General features: G+C 39.5%; 16 protein-coding genes. 7 read left to right on the top strand and 9 right to left on the bottom strand.

Annotated features, from left to right (window positions below):
• Window position 1: 1 nt before the first annotated feature.
• On the bottom strand, window positions 2–340 hold the full coding sequence (locus HT723_RS09055; protein WP_172928316.1) for a LytTR family DNA-binding domain-containing protein: 339 nt from the start codon (window positions 338–340) through the stop codon (window positions 2–4).
• A 358-nt stretch (window positions 341–698) separates the two neighbouring features.
• Here HT723_RS09055 and HT723_RS09060 point away from each other — a divergent pair, with 358 nt between their 5' ends.
• On the top strand, window positions 699–950 hold the full coding sequence (locus tag HT723_RS09060) for a hypothetical protein (RefSeq protein WP_001130045.1): 252 nt from the start codon (window positions 699–701) through the stop codon (window positions 948–950).
• Window positions 951–978: 28 nt separating this feature from the next.
• A complete protein-coding gene (locus tag HT723_RS09065; RefSeq protein WP_172928318.1) occupies window positions 979–1,302 on the top strand; it encodes a helicase BlpT in 324 nt (107 codons plus the stop codon).
• A gap of 61 nt (window positions 1,303–1,363) precedes the next feature.
• Here the strand turns inward: HT723_RS09065 and HT723_RS09070 are convergent, their stop codons facing one another.
• Window positions 1,364–2,413: an ABC transporter permease gene (locus tag HT723_RS09070; protein ID WP_172928319.1), complete on the bottom strand. Its 1,050-nt coding sequence runs from the start codon at window positions 2,411–2,413 to the stop codon at window positions 1,364–1,366.
• The gene (locus tag HT723_RS09075) at window positions 2,410–3,141 is read right to left on the bottom strand and encodes an ABC transporter ATP-binding protein (RefSeq protein ID WP_100104323.1); all 732 of its coding nucleotides are present in this window, start codon (window positions 3,139–3,141) and stop codon (window positions 2,410–2,412) included. Before HT723_RS09075 ends, HT723_RS09070 begins: the two co-directional genes overlap by 4 nt.
• A 67-nt stretch (window positions 3,142–3,208) precedes the next feature.
• Here HT723_RS09075 and HT723_RS09080 point away from each other — a divergent pair, with 67 nt between their 5' ends.
• Both HT723_RS09080 and HT723_RS09085 read left to right on the top strand, forming a co-directional pair.
• A complete protein-coding gene (locus tag HT723_RS09080; protein ID WP_100104324.1) occupies window positions 3,209–3,619 on the top strand; it encodes an HIT family protein in 411 nt (136 codons plus the stop codon).
• A 9-nt stretch (window positions 3,620–3,628) separates the two neighbouring features.
• The gene (locus tag HT723_RS09085) at window positions 3,629–3,916 is read left to right on the top strand and encodes a hypothetical protein (RefSeq protein ID WP_100104325.1); all 288 of its coding nucleotides are present in this window, start codon (window positions 3,629–3,631) and stop codon (window positions 3,914–3,916) included.
• A gap of 533 nt (window positions 3,917–4,449) precedes the next feature.
• Here HT723_RS09085 and dnaJ read toward each other — a convergent pair.
• The 6 genes from dnaJ to HT723_RS09115 form a co-directional block, all read right to left on the bottom strand.
• Window positions 4,450–5,586 (bottom strand): molecular chaperone DnaJ, encoded by a 1,137-nt coding sequence (gene dnaJ, locus HT723_RS09090; protein WP_020902189.1) that lies wholly within the window; start codon window positions 5,584–5,586, stop codon window positions 4,450–4,452.
• A gap of 216 nt (window positions 5,587–5,802) precedes the next feature.
• The gene (locus tag HT723_RS09095; RefSeq protein ID WP_172935066.1) at window positions 5,803–6,216 is read right to left on the bottom strand and encodes a tRNA (guanine-N7)-methyltransferase; all 414 of its coding nucleotides are present in this window, start codon (window positions 6,214–6,216) and stop codon (window positions 5,803–5,805) included.
• A gap of 1 nt (window position 6,217) precedes the next feature.
• Window positions 6,218–8,041: a molecular chaperone DnaK gene (gene dnaK, locus HT723_RS09100; protein WP_172935067.1), complete on the bottom strand. Its 1,824-nt coding sequence runs from the start codon at window positions 8,039–8,041 to the stop codon at window positions 6,218–6,220.
• 366 nt (window positions 8,042–8,407) lie between these two features.
• Window positions 8,408–8,932, bottom strand: a complete 525-nt coding sequence (grpE, locus tag HT723_RS09105) for a nucleotide exchange factor GrpE (protein WP_000046032.1) — start codon at window positions 8,930–8,932, stop codon at window positions 8,408–8,410.
• Window positions 8,933–8,958: 26 nt separating this feature from the next.
• Window positions 8,959–9,993, bottom strand: coding sequence for a heat-inducible transcriptional repressor HrcA (gene hrcA / locus HT723_RS09110; RefSeq protein WP_054393181.1), 1,035 nt, complete (start codon window positions 9,991–9,993; stop codon window positions 8,959–8,961).
• 139 nt (window positions 9,994–10,132) lie between these two features.
• Window positions 10,133–10,666 carry a DUF2812 domain-containing protein gene (locus tag HT723_RS09115; RefSeq protein ID WP_172935068.1) on the bottom strand — a complete coding sequence of 178 codons (534 nt, stop codon included), beginning with the start codon at window positions 10,664–10,666 and terminating at the stop codon, window positions 10,133–10,135.
• Window positions 10,667–11,273: 607 nt separating this feature from the next.
• On the opposite strand from HT723_RS09115, the gene HT723_RS09120 reads away from it, so the two are divergent.
• The 3 genes from HT723_RS09120 to HT723_RS09130 form a co-directional block, all read left to right on the top strand.
• The gene (locus tag HT723_RS09120) at window positions 11,274–13,607 is read left to right on the top strand and encodes a DEAD/DEAH box helicase family protein (protein ID WP_172935069.1); all 2,334 of its coding nucleotides are present in this window, start codon (window positions 11,274–11,276) and stop codon (window positions 13,605–13,607) included.
• Between the two features lie 12 nt (window positions 13,608–13,619).
• Window positions 13,620–15,083: a class I SAM-dependent DNA methyltransferase gene (locus tag HT723_RS09125; RefSeq protein ID WP_119947570.1), complete on the top strand. Its 1,464-nt coding sequence runs from the start codon at window positions 13,620–13,622 to the stop codon at window positions 15,081–15,083.
• A partial coding sequence (locus HT723_RS09130) for a hypothetical protein (protein ID WP_032495955.1) occupies window positions 15,083–15,292 on the top strand: 210 nt, incomplete at its 3' end. The genes HT723_RS09125 and HT723_RS09130, both read left to right, overlap by 1 nt.

A 15,292-nucleotide genomic window follows, 5' to 3' on the forward strand; every position in this document is an offset into this window, starting at 1 on the left:
CCTACTCTCCTTCTTTCAACCATTTTTGACGAATTTCTCTATAGCGACGTCTGGCATACTTGACAGCGTATTGACCTTCTTCTCCAAGAAAAAGGATTCTTTCTTGAAAATCAATCGATTTTACTTTATCAAGATTGACCAAACAATTTCGATGACACCTCATCAAGTTTTCCCCATATTGGTTCTCAAGATTACTTAAATTTTGAACCATATTAAAACTATCTTCTTCTGTAACAATCTGTACGGTATGGGCTTTAGTTGGATGCGTTTGGATATAGTAGATATCGTCGACGTTTACTTTATAGACCGTTTTCTGTGTCTGAATAATCATATGTTTCATTGGATTCTCCTCCTAAGAAGAGAATAACAGAAAAAATCTAACACAAGCCCACCAAATCCTAAACAGTCTTTGAAAGCTCCTAAAAGGATTATTTTTCTACAACATCATGATGGGCTTACCACTATTTTATCATAAAATCTTAACAGTACCATTCAGGAAATTTCAAGGACAATTAAAGATTTTATGGTGAAAAAGGAGATAAAAGTGATAGACTATGATTATAGAAAGACTATGTTTGCAACAACTTTAAAAATCATCAAAAAAGGAGGGGTGCATATGATTTATTCACATCCACCATGATTAACACCCTATAAATATACTCTATTGCAATTGACGTAAATATAACAAGGAGAAAATTATGGCCAAGTCAAATAAAACAAAACAATTAACATCAATCGAACTTTCTCATATAAATGGCGGTAGTATTCCATATGGATGGTATTCTCCGTTTCATATGATTAGCGATAATGTACTATGTAGAAATGGATATTCATATAATAAAGCTAATCTTGATAATGGTAAATGTATCATTGATTGGGGCAACATAGTTGGCAATGTTGCTAATAATATAGGTGCCTCACTAGGAGATTTACACAATCCCTTACCTTAAAACATAAATTATATAGGAGGTCACGTAAATGACAGACCCAATTAAAACTGCTCAGGCACTGATAACTGACTTAAACAAAGCCTACCAAGCATGCAAACAGGCAACCGCTGACGACGTCCGCTTTCAGGAGCAATTAAACTCTATTCTTGGTTTTCTAGCCAAGGCTGAAACAGTGGATAATCGATTCTTGATTGAATTGGAAAAATTTTACCAGACTTCCAGTCTTCTCATGGGACTCAGCGCTCTTGATCCAGATGCTCCAACTCGCGCCGCTTGGCGAGCCTATGACCGCTTCCACTTTGACCAAGTCAAGACCAAGTTGAGCCTCTACGGACCAACCATTATCCTGTAGTAACAAAAAAGAAGCTGAGACAAACTGAACTCAACTTCTTTTTTAGTGTCATATAAGCATCTTAGTCCTGCATCTGACGTTTTACCTGATAAGGTAGGTACAAGACTAGTAAAACCAAACCAGCTCCTAGCAAGGCTAGAAGGGCTAGTTTTTCTTGGAAGGTAATCAGCCCAACAACTAATTCCACCAGTAAAACAAAACTGGTCAACCCTCGGACTACAGCCTGCAAGCCTTTTTCCTTTTGCCCCTTGTCCAGTGGAAAGAGTTGGGTCAAATACTGGTAGTCAAAGGCGTGATAGAGAGCCAGCAACTGGAAGAGCAAGAGGTAGTTAAAGAGAACTACCACTGCTGTCGCAATCCAAGCTTGCTCGATAAAGACCTGCGCCAGTATGGAAAGCAAGAGAAGACGAAGACTGAGGGCAAAGAGGTCTCCATTTCGCAGATAAGAACGCAGATAGAGATTTTGCCAAATCTTCCCAGGCGCCTTCTGAACGGCCTTTAGGATAAAGTCCAGATAGACACGACGCTTGACGCTGTTTGAAATTCCCTTGACCTGCGTAAAAAGGGCAAAGAAACGAAGCAAGACTTGCTTACGCTTGCTTTCTTGGGAAATAACATAGTCCCAGTTCAGTCCAGTTTCCGTGAAAAATTTGCTAGCCTTTTGACGAAAGAGGAAATATTTACCTACTCCCAATAAAAGCACATAGACCAGAAAAACAGGCAAGCCATAGCCCATTGCTAAAAATAAGGGCGCAAATAACAGCAAGAAAAGGGTTTGGACAAAGAGCCAAAATACTAGGGAAATGCCAGTTTGACGCTTGAGATGGAGTTTGATTTCCTCTTCTCCGACTAAGAGAAAGAGCTTGTCCGGAGCCTCCATATAGGTGGCAATTCCACCCCAAAGCAAAAGTAAAACAGACGTAATTCCTACAAATAAAAGGATGGGCCAATGATTTTCAGGAAAATGTTGCAAGAGTTGACTGTACTGGTAGGCTAGAAAGCCCAGCAGAACAAGCAGGAACAAGACAAAGTGGTCATTGAGAACATAGCGCAGATAACCGACACACTCCTTACGAAAAGCCTGCTTTCTCTTTAAAAACAAGTCTTTCATAGCTCCTCCTCTTTGGTCAGAGCCAAGTAAATATCATTCAAACTAGCCTCCGGCATATCAAAGGCTTCACGCAGTTGCAGGAGATTGCCTTTGGCACGCACCTCTCCCTTGTGAAGAATGACAAAGGCATCACACATCTTCTCCGCCGAATCCAACACGTGGGTACTCATGAGAATGGACTTACCCTTTTGCTTTTCCACTTCCAAAAGTTGGATCAAGTCCGCAATAGCCAGAGGATCAAGACCAAGGAAAGGCTCATCCACGATAAAGAGACTTGGATCCACCACAAAAGCACAGATAATCATAACCTTCTGCTTCATCCCTTTGGAAAAATGAACAGGAAACCAATCTAACTTCTGCTCCAGACGGAACATTTTTAACAAAGGTTCTACTCGATCAAAAGCTACATTTTGCTCAATACCATAGGCCATGGCAACCGTTTCGATATGCTCTCTGAGAGTCAATTCCTCATACAGGCTAGGCGTTTCTGGAATGTAGCCAATTTGCTTGCGGTAGCTAGTCGCATCTTCTTGTAGGGTCAAGCCATTGATATTGATGGAGCCACTATAAGGTGTCAACAGGCCGATAATCTCATTGATCGTCGTTGATTTCCCAGCACCATTGAGACCAATCAAACCGACCAACTGCCCACTTTCAACAGTAAAAGACACATCTTTCAAGACAGGGACATGGACATAGCCACCTGTCAGATTTTTAATTTCTAACATATTTTCTCCAAATCTGGTATAATGTAGCTATATTATATCAAAATTCAATACAGTAGAGGTAGATTTTATGTCAGATTGCATTTTTTGTAAAATCATCGCAGGGGAAATTCCTGCTTCAAAAGTATATGAAGATGAGCAGGTTCTTGCCTTTCTGGATATTTCTCAAGTGACACCAGGACACACCTTGGTCGTACCCAAAGAACACTATCGCAATCTTTTGGAAATGGATGCTACTAGCGCCATCCAACTCTTTGCCCAAGTACCAAAAGTAGCTCAAAAAGTCATGAAAGCTACCAAGGCTGCTGGTATGAATATCATTGCTAACTGTGAAGAAATCGCAGGGCAAACCGTCTTTCATACCCACGTTCACCTCGTGCCTCGCTACAGTGCGGACGATGACCTCAAGATTGATTTTATCGCCCACGAACCAGACTTTGACAAACTTGCTCAAGTCGCTGAAACTATCAAAAACGCCTAAGGAGTTGCCATGAAATTATCCAACCTACTGCTATTTGCAGGAGCTGCAGCTGGAAGTTATCTGGTCACAAAAAATCGTCAAACCATCACAGATGAAGTCTTGAACACTACTGACCGCGTTCAAGCTATCAAGGACGATGTGGATATTATCCAAAACAGCCTGCAAATCATTAACCAGCAAAAAGAACTTATCAAAGAATACCAAGAAGACCTAACTTACAAGTTTAAGGTCTTAGAAAAAGATATCCAGACTAGACTAGCTGTCATCAAAGAAACACAGGAAATTGAAGATAAGTAAAAAGAGCTGAGTGGCTCTTTTTAAAAGGTAAACAAGTCATATCCCATCAACTATACATCACAATTTAGACAACTCATACTCAATAAAAATCAAAGAGCGAACTAGAAAGCTAGGCGCAGGCTGCTCAAAACACNNGGATAGAACTGACGAAGTCTGCTCAAAACACGGTTTTGAGGTTGTAGACAAGCCGACGCTGACGTGGTTTGAAGAGATTTTTGAAGAGTATTATTCACCGTTTCATAACTAAATCGAAGACTTTCCCAGGCTTTCCGCCGTAATGAAAACACCTGAAACAGCTTGGTTTCAGGCGTCCGGAAACTTTGAGACCTAGGTTCAAAGTTTAGGTATGGAACTTCGAAGAAGGTCGCTACCGTCCGTCATCACTTAAGGAAAGTCTTAAAAATCCTATAAACAAAAAGAGCCCAACGGCTCTTTTTGTTTATACTCAATGAAAATTAAAGAGCAAACTAGGAAGCTAGNNTGAGTACGGCAAGGCAACGCTGACGTGGTTTGAATTTGATTTTCGAAGAGTATTATTCTCCTTCAAAGGCATCTTTAATATGGTCAAAGAAACCTTTTTTCTTTGGATTGACTTTCAAGTCACCAGCAGCTGCGAATTCTTTAAGAGCTGCTTTTTGGCGGTCGTTTAAGCCTGTCGGAGTCACGACATTAACGGTAACATATTGGTCACCAACTGCACCACCACGAAGACTCGGAGCTCCCTTGCCACGTAGGCGGAATTTCTTACCAGTCTGAGTGCCCTCTGGGATAACCAATTCAACATCACCATGAACAGTTGGGATATCAACGGTATCACCAAGAGCCGCTTGAACGAAGTTGAGGTTGAGATTGTAGAAGATAGTGGTTCCTTCACGTTCAAACTTGTCGCTGGCTTCCACAGAAACCACTACATACAAGTCACCATAAGGTCCACCGTTAAATCCAGCTTCACCCTGACCAGCTAGGCGAATTTGTTGACCTGTTTCCACACCAGCAGGGATTTTTACATGTACGCTATGCGCTTGTTTTTCATGACCAGTACCGTGACAGGTTGTACATGGATCTTTGATTTCTTTTCCGCGACCGTGACAGACATCACAGGTTACTTGGCGTCGCATCATACCAAGCGGAGTCTGCGTATCGACATTAATGACACCAGCGCCATGACAGCGTCCACAAGTGACTGGACTTGTTCCTGGCTTAGCACCAGAACCATTACATGTACGACAGCTAGCTTCACGGTTGTACTTAACTTCTTTTTCAGCTCCAAAAATAGCTTCTTCAAAGGTCAAATTGACACGATACTGGAGGTCATCCCCCTGACGAGGAGCATTTGGATTGCGTGAAGCACCGCCTCCGCCGAAAAAACTTGAGAAGATATCTTCAAAACCACCGAAGCCTCCTGCCCCATCGAAACCGCCGAAACCTCCAGCTCCACCAAAACCACCGTTGGCTCCAGCAGCACCGTATTGGTCATAGGCAGCCCGTTTTTGGTCGTCACTCAAAGTCTCATAGGCTTCCTGGACCTCCTTGTACTTTTCCTCAGCACCAGGCTCCTTGTTGATATCTGGGTGATATTTTTTCGAAAGCTTACGATAAGCCTTTTTGATTTCGTCTGCCGAAGCGTTTTTGGACACCCCCAGACGATCATAAAATTCAGTATTGTTCATACAAGATACCAAGACCGTAAAATTCGACTGAAAAATAGGAAATCTGACGCTGGAGCGATGCTCCTAGACAGATTTATCTTTTTTCCGAGAATTTAGGTCGGGTTCAATTCCTTTCTTTATATATTGACAAGACAAACCCCAAACAAATGAGATTCCGTCCCTTTTTATCGAAAAACAGAGGCTGGGTTGCAACCTCTGCAAATAAGTAAATTAACTTTATTTTGATTTTAAATATCCAATAAGCACACAAATATTTATATATTTTTGTCTCTTCTTAGTATCTGCTATATAATTCCAATTGATCATAAGAAATACAACTACTGTCCAAATCATACCAATTATGAACGGTATTACAATTTTATATGTTTGTATTTCTAATGATATCATAGCTGATACCAGCGCCGATACAAATGCAGACAACAATACTGAAGTAACAAAATTCCTTACCGCTTCATCATTTTTGACACAACTATCATGTTCAGCTAATACAGTTTCTCTATATCTAGCCAAATATACTGCTGGAATATTATCTATAAAATCTTTTGCAGACTCATAACTATCAGCTTTATTACAGAAATCATTATAAACTTTTCGTGTATTTTTTAGATATTCTTCAGCCAATACACTCATCTTACTTTTCAGTAAACTCTCCGTCTACGACGTCATCGCCTGCGTTTCCTGTTGCTTGTGTGCCTTCTGCTCCTGCTTGAGCTTGTTGCGCTGCTGCTGCTTGTTCGTAGAGTTTAACAGCAAGTCCTTGAGCTTTTTCGTTCAATGCTTCAAGTTTTGCTTTCATATCGTCCAAGTTGTTGTCTTCTTGCGCTTTCTTAAGGTCATCAAGGGCAGATTGGGCAGCGTCACGTTCTGCGTCGAATCCTTTGCCTTCAGTTTCCTTGATTGTCTTTTCAGTCGCAAAGATCGCTTGGTCTACTTCGTTACGAAGGTCAACTTCTTCTTTACGTTTCTTATCTGCTTCAGCGTTAGCTTCTGCATCTTTCATCATGCGGTCAATTTCTTCGTCAGTCAAACCTGAGTTAGATTGGATCACAATTGTTTGTTCTTTTTGAGTTCCAAGGTCTTTGGCCTTAACAGATACGATACCGTTCTTGTCAATGTCAAATGTTACTTCGATTTGAGGAATTCCACGAGGTGCAGCTGGGATGTCTGTCAATTGGAAGCGTCCAAGAGTCTTGTTATCTGCTGCCATTGGTCGTTCACCTTGAAGAACGTGGATATCAACGGCTGGTTGGTTGTCTGCCGCAGTTGAGAAGACTTGTGATTTAGATGTTGGAATTGTTGTGTTACGGTCGATGAGTTTTGTGAAGACACCACCCATTGTTTCGATACCAAGTGACAATGGTGTTACATCAAGAAGGACAACGTCTTTGACATCACCAGTGATGACACCACCTTGGATAGCAGCGCCCATGGCAACTACTTCATCAGGGTTTACTGATTTGTTTGGTTCTTTACCAGTTTCAGCTTTAACAGCTTCTACAACGGCTGGGATACGAGTTGAACCACCAACAAGGATCACTTCGTCGATTTCTGACAAGCTCAAACCTGCATCTGAAAGGGCTTGACGAACTGGAACTTTTGTACGTTCTACAAGGTCACGAGTCAAATCGTCAAATTTCGCACGAGTCAAGGTCATTTCCAAGTGAAGAGGTCCAGCTTCACCAGCAGTGATGAATGGTAAGCTGATTTGTGTTGAAGTTACACCAGAAAGGTCTTTCTTCGCTTTTTCAGCTGCATCTTTCAAACGTTGCATTGCCATCTTGTCAGTAGACAAGTCAATACCGTTTTCTTTCTTGAATTCTGCTACCAAGTAGTCAATGATTTTTTGGTCAAAGTCGTCACCACCAAGTTTGTTGTCCCCTGCAGTTGACAATACGTCGAAGACACCGTCACCCAATTCAAGGATAGAAACGTCGAATGTACCACCACCAAGGTCAAATACCAAGATTTTTTCTTCTTTATCAGTCTTGTCCAAACCGTAAGCAAGGGCTGCTGCAGTTGGTTCGTTGACAATACGTTCTACTTCAAGACCAGCAATTTTACCAGCGTCTTTTGTTGCTTGACGTTGAGCGTCGTTGAAGTAAGCAGGAACTGTGATAACTGCTTTGGTTACTTTTTCACCAAGATAGTCTTCAGCGTATCCTTTCAAGTATTGAAGAATCATAGCTGAGATTTCTTGTGGAGTGTATTCTTTTCCATTAGCAGAAACTTTTTCAGAAGTTCCCATTTTAGATTTGATAGAGATAACTGTATCTGGGTTTGTAACTGCTTGACGTTTCGCAGCGTCACCAACAATGATTTCTCCGTTTTTGAATGAGACTACAGATGGAGTTGTGCGGTTTCCTTCTGGGTTTGCGATGATTTTACTTTCAGTTCCTTCAAGAACTGCTACTGCTGAGTTTGTTGTACCTAAGTCAATACCGATAATTTTAGACATGTGTTTTTCTCCTTGTTAGTTAATTTTCTTTTTTTATATTTCCCTTAAGTGGTGGGGACGTGAGCAACTCCCTTCGGGATTTCATCACTTATTTTTGAGCCTATTGTCTCAAAAATCCCCTGTTTCAGTAGCAAAAGCTACTGAAACTTTTACCACGGCGGGAAATATCTTCCTTGCAAGCCTCCGGCTTGCCTCTTATCTTTCTTCATAGTTTATTGTCGTTTCGGACAAGTTTTCTATTATGTAAATTGCGACACGAGAAGTCGAAATCGATTTTATTTCGACGACGAGTTAATAAGGAGGCTAGGCAAACGCCATAGCGATTGCCGTTTTCTGATGAGTTGCTTTAGCTACCGTCAGAATTGCCTAGTTGTAAACAACTACCATGGCTGGGCGTAGGATGCGATCATAGAGTTTGTAGCCTTTTTGGAAAACTTGGGCGATGGTATCTGCCGGGTGTTCATCGTCTGCTGGGAGAGTTTGGATGGCCATATGGTAGTTATGGTCAAATTTACCGTCAGCTGCGATTTCTTTGATTCCTTCTTCTTTCAAAGCGTGAATCAAGCTTTCTTGCACCATCTCCAATCCTTTTTTGACATCGTCTGTCAATCCTTCAACCGCGAGTGCACGCTCAAGGTTATCCAAAGAAGGGAGAATCGCTTTTGCTAAGTCCTGGCTACGATAACGTTGCATGTTTTGACGCTCTTCATTAGCACGGCGTTGGATATTTTGCATTTCCGCATGAGCGCGAAGGTATTTGTTTTCGAACTCATCTGCACGTTCATTCGCCAAGTCCAACTCAGACTTCTCAGGAGTTGTTTCTTCAGCTGTTTCCACAACTTCCTCTTCTTGAACTTCTTCTACTTCTTCATTTTTTATATCTTGGGCCATTTTCGCCTCCTTTAATGATTTCAATCTTAATGTACTTCGTAATGATTACTGCTGAGGTAGCGGTAAAAATCTGTCAACTTCATGGTCAAAACACGGTTGACCACATTGACTTGGTTGATTAGCTGTTGGTAATCCAGATTGACTGGACCGATAATGGCTAGAATTCCAACTCCCCGATAAGGAATGAGGAACTTGCTACTAATCACAGCTAGGTCAGCTAGACAGGACTCCTGACTGTCTGCAACACGGACGTTTTGCATCTGATCTTCACGCAACCCCTCACGAATCTCCAGAGCCACCTTTTGCGGTTGATCAAAGAACTGATAGGCTGCTAGATTGGCAAAATTCAAGAGATTAACCTTGCCCGCCACCACAATGTTTTCGTTGAACATTTCCTTAAAGATATGTTCAAAGAGATCGATCACATTGTCCGTTGTTGTAAAGTAACGCTGGATAATCTGCGGAATCTCCGTCCGAATCTTGTAGTGAATATCTAAAACGGTGTGACCGAGGAAACGTTCCTGAATGATGCTCTTCAGTTTCAGCAAATCTTCCTGCAAGAAGTTCCTTGGAATCAGAAACTGACTGGTAACCGTTCGCGACTCGTCTAGGGTGAATACTGCCAAGGCTGTATGTTGCCCCAAAACAACGATATCAAAGGCTGTCAAACGTTGCCTGCTCGGCTCAACATCCAGTGCCACTACCGTACAGCCACTCAGGTCTGTCAGTAGATTAGCAGCTTCTTGCAGAATATCCTCCAGTTTGAAGAATTCCTGATCAAAGGCTTTGACAATCTCATATACCTCATTTTCAGCCAGTTGATCAAAATCCAGTGAGTGTTTTACATAGTACTGAAAACCAGCAATACTTGGCATCCGACCGCTTGAAGTATGAGCCTTTTCAAGCAAACCTTGCTTTTCTAGAGCCGCCATGTCATTACGAATGGTTGCACTGCTAGAGTTAATAGACTCTTGCAAGGCTTTGGATCCGACAGGTTCGTGCGTTTTGGTAAAGATGTCAATAATCAGATTTAAAATATCCTGCTGACGCTCTGTAACCATCTCATCACTCCTCTCTGTCTGATAAATTAGCACTCGATACATTCAAGTGCTAACTTATGATTCTATTATACACCCTTAGAAGAGAATGTCAAGATAAAAATTCAAAAAATTAGCACTCTTTTATCAAGAGTGCTAAAAATCAGTCTGAAGACCTAGACCCCTGCCTTCCATCTACTCGGTATTTACTTTTTAGTCTGAAATAACCATAGATTAGATAAGAAATCATAAAGGCATATAGAGCAAAAATAACAAAGAAAGATTGCGACAGTTCTTCTCGAAACAAACTCATACAAACAACAAAACCTCCTAAGAAAGTAGCTGCACATGAACGAAGTCTATATCGCATAACTTCCCACCTGAGATTATTACTCATATAGACTTGATCCTCTGAAAGTATATCAGAAGCCGATTTACGAAGAATCGAACAAAAACCTGCTCCTATCAATTCCCAACCTCTATTTCTAAAATCTTGCAGTTCATGCTTATATTTTTTAAGAAATCTAGAATCATAGATACGGTAGATGACATCGTCTGGTTGACATTGGTCAAGATAGAACAAACCAAAACGACCCGTTCTATATCTCCAACCTTTCAAATGCATCTCATGCAAATACTCTTCTTCCTTGTCCAAATCAACAATGGTGAAAATCCGAAATTCTACTCTGCTATTCATTGTCTTACCCCAAAATTAGAAAACATGCCTAGCGTTATTTATTAGATAATTCTTTCCACTTTTGACTCAATCTCCAAAAAATATAAGAAATCTGAATCGCATGGACTATCAATAAAACCCAATCTATTATGAAAATCAAAAATACTTCCCAACTGAAAGAACTAGCTCCACTGACAAACTTTGAGAAAACCGGTAGTAGAGCTAAAAAGAGAAGCAAAATAGGAAGCATCCGCCTTGTTAAAATCCGTTTGGCATAAAAAAATCTTTATTTAAACGAAAATATTATGGCAAAATTTACGCCAGTTTTTGAACGGCTGATGTAGATATTTTATACTTTCAAAATGTTTAAATGTGATTATTTATTTTTGAAAAATAGCTCACCAGCCCGACTGAAAGTGCTTATAGAATGATAATAAGTCGCCTGCCGAAAACAGCGAAAAATAGCGGTGTTATGCGGAGATAATCTGACGCGATGCGAAAATATATTGCATACTTATTTTCAACAATTTAGCAGAGTATTTTTATAAGTGTGATATAATAGAAGTATAATTTGTTCTGATAGTTTATTTTATGGAGAAGTAGATTTTTAGAATGCGGAGGGTTCAATATGGTTGAGTTTATAAAGTCTAAGAAAGAAATGAGTGAGGAGGATATTAAAGCAAATTTCATCACTCCTGCTATTGTAGCCAAAGGATGGAAAAATGGTGAGCATATCGCTTACGAAGAATACTTCACTGATGGTCGAATTGAAGTTAGAGGAGATAAGGCTCGTCGTAAAGAAGGAAAAAAATCAGACTATTCACTGTATTACCAATTTGGAACTCGAATTGCAATTGTTGAGGCAAAGGATAATAAACACAGCGTTCGAGCAGGATTACAACAAGCTATTGAATATGGAGAGATTTTAGATGTTCCATTTGTTTATTCTTCGAATGGTGATGGCTTTATTGAACACGACCGTATCACGAGAGAAGAACGTGAGCTGGAGTTAGACGAATTCCCTACTCGTGAAGAATTATTTTCTCGTATGACGAAGGAAAAAGGATTGACGTACGAGATTACAGAAGCTATCTCAACTCCATACTATATAGATGCCTTCTCAATGAAAACGCCACGCTATTATCAGCAAATAGCTATCAACCGTACTATTGAAACAGTTGCCAGAGGACAAAAACGAGTAATGTTTGTAATGGCAACAGGAACGGGGAAAACGTTCATGGCTTTTCAAATTATTCATCGCCTTCGAAAAGCTGGTTTGGCTAAACGAGTTTTATTCTTAGCGGATAGAAACATCTTAGTAGACCAAACGATGGCTGAAGACTTTAAGCCATTCGAAAAGGTAATGACGAAAATTACACCAAAACTTTTGACTGCTCCAGAAAAATTAAATTCTTTTGAAATTTATCTAGGGCTTTATCAGCAACTAACTGGTGAAGATGGAACTGAAACACATTATCAAAAGTTTGACAAAGACTTCTTTGATTTAGTCATAATTGATGAAGCGCACCGTGGTTCAGCTAAGGAAGACAGTAACTGGCGTAAGGTGATTGATTATTTCAGTTCTGCGACACAGATTGGGATGACCGCTACTCCTAAAGAAACCAAGAATGCTTCCAATACGGAATACTTTGGTGAGCCAATCTATACTTATAGTTTAAAACAGGGAATCGAGGATGGTTTTTTGGCTCCATATCGTGTTATGAGGATTAATTTAGATGTGGATGTGGATGGTTATCGTCCAGAAACTGGAAAAGTTGATGCTAACGGACAATTAATAGAAGATAGGTACTACGGCAGGAAAGATTTTGACAAAACCATTGTCATTGATGATAGAACGCAAAGAGTTGCCAAGTTTGTTTCTGATTATATGAAGCAAAACAATGCACGATTTGATAAAACAATTGTTTTTTGTGTTGATATTGACCATGCCGAGCGAATGCGTGCTGCACTTGTAAAAGAGAATCTAGACTTAGTCCAAGAAGACTATCGTTATGTCATGCAAGTAACTGGTGACAACGCTGAAGGAAAAGCTCAACTGGATAACTTTATGGATGTCAATTCTAATTTTCCCGCTATTGTAACAACGTCTAAATTATTAACGACAGGAGTTAATGCTAAAACATGTCGTTTGATTGTTTTAGACTCTAATATCCAATCCATGACTGAATTTAAACAAATTATTGGTCGTGGCACACGTCTTTATCCTCAAAAGGGGAAAGAATTTTTTACGATTATTGATTTTCGAAATGTTACCAATTTGTTTGCTGACCCTGATTTTGATGGTGAACCAGTGAAGGTTCTGGAAACGGGCACAAAAACAAACAATGGTACTACACCTGGTTTTGTAAACGAAGGTGGTGACCCAGTAGAAAAATATATCGTTACAGACAAGCAGGTTACCATTCTTAATTCTACTGTTCAAGTATTGGATGAAAACGGGAAACTGATTACCGAAAGCCTGACCGACTACACTCGAAAGAATATCTTAGGTAGCTACGCCACTTTGAACGATTTTATCACAGTTTGGCATACGGCAGATAAGAAGAAGCTTATCTTAGACGAACTTTATAAAAAAGGAGTTTATCTAGATGCTATTCGAGAGTCGGAGGGAATATCAGAACAAGAAATCGATGATTTTGATTTACTCCTAAAACTTGCCTATGGTCAAAAAGAATTAACCAAAACGGAACGTATCAATAAACTCAAACAAAGCGGATATTTATATAAATATAGTGAGGAAGCGCGTGCTGTTTTGGAAATTTTACTGAACAAATACATGGATAAAGGTATTGGAGAACTCGAAAGCATTGAAACATTAAAACTTCCAGAATTTCAGATATATGGTGGAACCTTCAAAATCATCAATACTTATTTTGGAGATAAAAAACGATATTTACAAGCAATTAAAGAATTGGAGCAAGAGCTATTTACAGTAGCTTAATGAAAGGAAAGTATGTCAATTACATCATTTGTAAAAAGAATTCAAGATATCACTCGAAACGATGCTGGTGTTAATGGTGATGCTCAACGTATTGAGCAAATGTCTTGGTTATTATTCTTAAAAATTTATGATAGCCGTGAAATGGTTTGGGAATTAGAAGAAGACGAGTATGAGTCAATTATCCCAGAGGAATTAAAATGGCGAAATTGGGCTCATGCTCAAAATGGGGAACGGGTATTGACAGGCGATGAATTACTTGATTTTGTCAATAACAAGTTATTCAAAGAGTTGAAAGAGCTTGAAATAACTTCAAATATGCCTATTCGAAAAACGATTGTTAAATCAGCTTTTGAAGATGCGAACAACTATATGAAAAATGGCGTCTTGTTACGCCAAGTCATCAATGTTATTGATGAAGTTGATTTCAATAGCCCTGAAGATCGTCATTCGTTTAATGATATTTACGAAAAAATTCTTAAAGATATTCAAAATGCTGGGAACTCAGGAGAATTTTATACGCCACGTGCAGCGACTGATTTTATTGCCGAAGTTCTTGACCCAAAACTTGGAGAATCAATGGCAGACCTTGCTTGCGGAACAGGAGGCTTCTTGACTTCGACTCTGAACCGTTTAAGTAGTCAACGTAAAACTAGTGAAGATACCAAAAAATATAATACAGCTGTTTTTGGTATTGAAAAGAAAGCATTTCCTCATCTTTTAGCAGTTACAAATCTGTTTCTTCACGAAATTGATGACCCTAAAATTGTTCATGGAAATACTTTGGAGAAAAATGTTCGTGAATATACGGATGATGAAAAATTTGACATTATTATGATGAATCCACCTTTTGGAGGGTCAGAATTAGAAACAATAAAAAATAACTTTCCAGCAGAATTACGGAGTTCTGAAACGGCTGATTTATTTATGGCTGTCATTATGTATCGTTTGAAAGAAAATGGTCGTGTTGGAGTTATTTTACCTGATGGTTTTCTATTTGGTGAAGGTGTAAAAACTCGCTTGAAACAAAAACTGGTAGATGAGTTCAACTTGCATACGATTATTAGGTTGCCTCATAGTGTCTTTGCACCGTATACAGGAATCCATACGAACATTCTTTTCTTTGATAAAACAAAGAAAACAGAAGAAACTTGGTTTTATCGTTTAGATATGCCAGATGGTTATAAAAATTTCTCGAAAACTAAGCCGATGAAGTCAGAACACTTCAATCCTGTTCGTGACTGGTGGGAAAATCGTGAAGAGATTCTGGAAGGTAAGTTCTACAAATCTAAATCATTTACACCTAGTGAATTGGCTGAGTTGAATTATAATTTAGACCAGTGTGGTTTTCCAAAAGAGGAAGAGGAAATCTTAAATCCCTTTGAGTTGATTCAGAATTATCAAGTGGAAAGAGCATCTTTAAATCATAAGATTGATAATGTATTAGCTGATATTTTGCAGTTGTTGGAGGACAAATAATGACACCAGAACAACTTAAAGCAAGTATTCTCCAAAGAGCGATGGAAGGGAAATTAGTGCCGCAAAATCCCAATGACGAACCTGCAAGTGAATTATTAAAGAGAATTAAAGCTGAAAAAGAAAAACTTATCAGTGAAGGAAAAATCAAACGAGATAAAAAGGAAACTGAGATATTTCGTGGTGATGATGGGAAACATTATGGGAAGTTT

Origin of the sequence: Streptococcus sp. 2106 (assembly GCF_013277315.1) — a bacterium.
Taxonomy (GTDB): Bacteria; Bacillota; Bacilli; order Lactobacillales; family Streptococcaceae; genus Streptococcus; species Streptococcus pseudopneumoniae.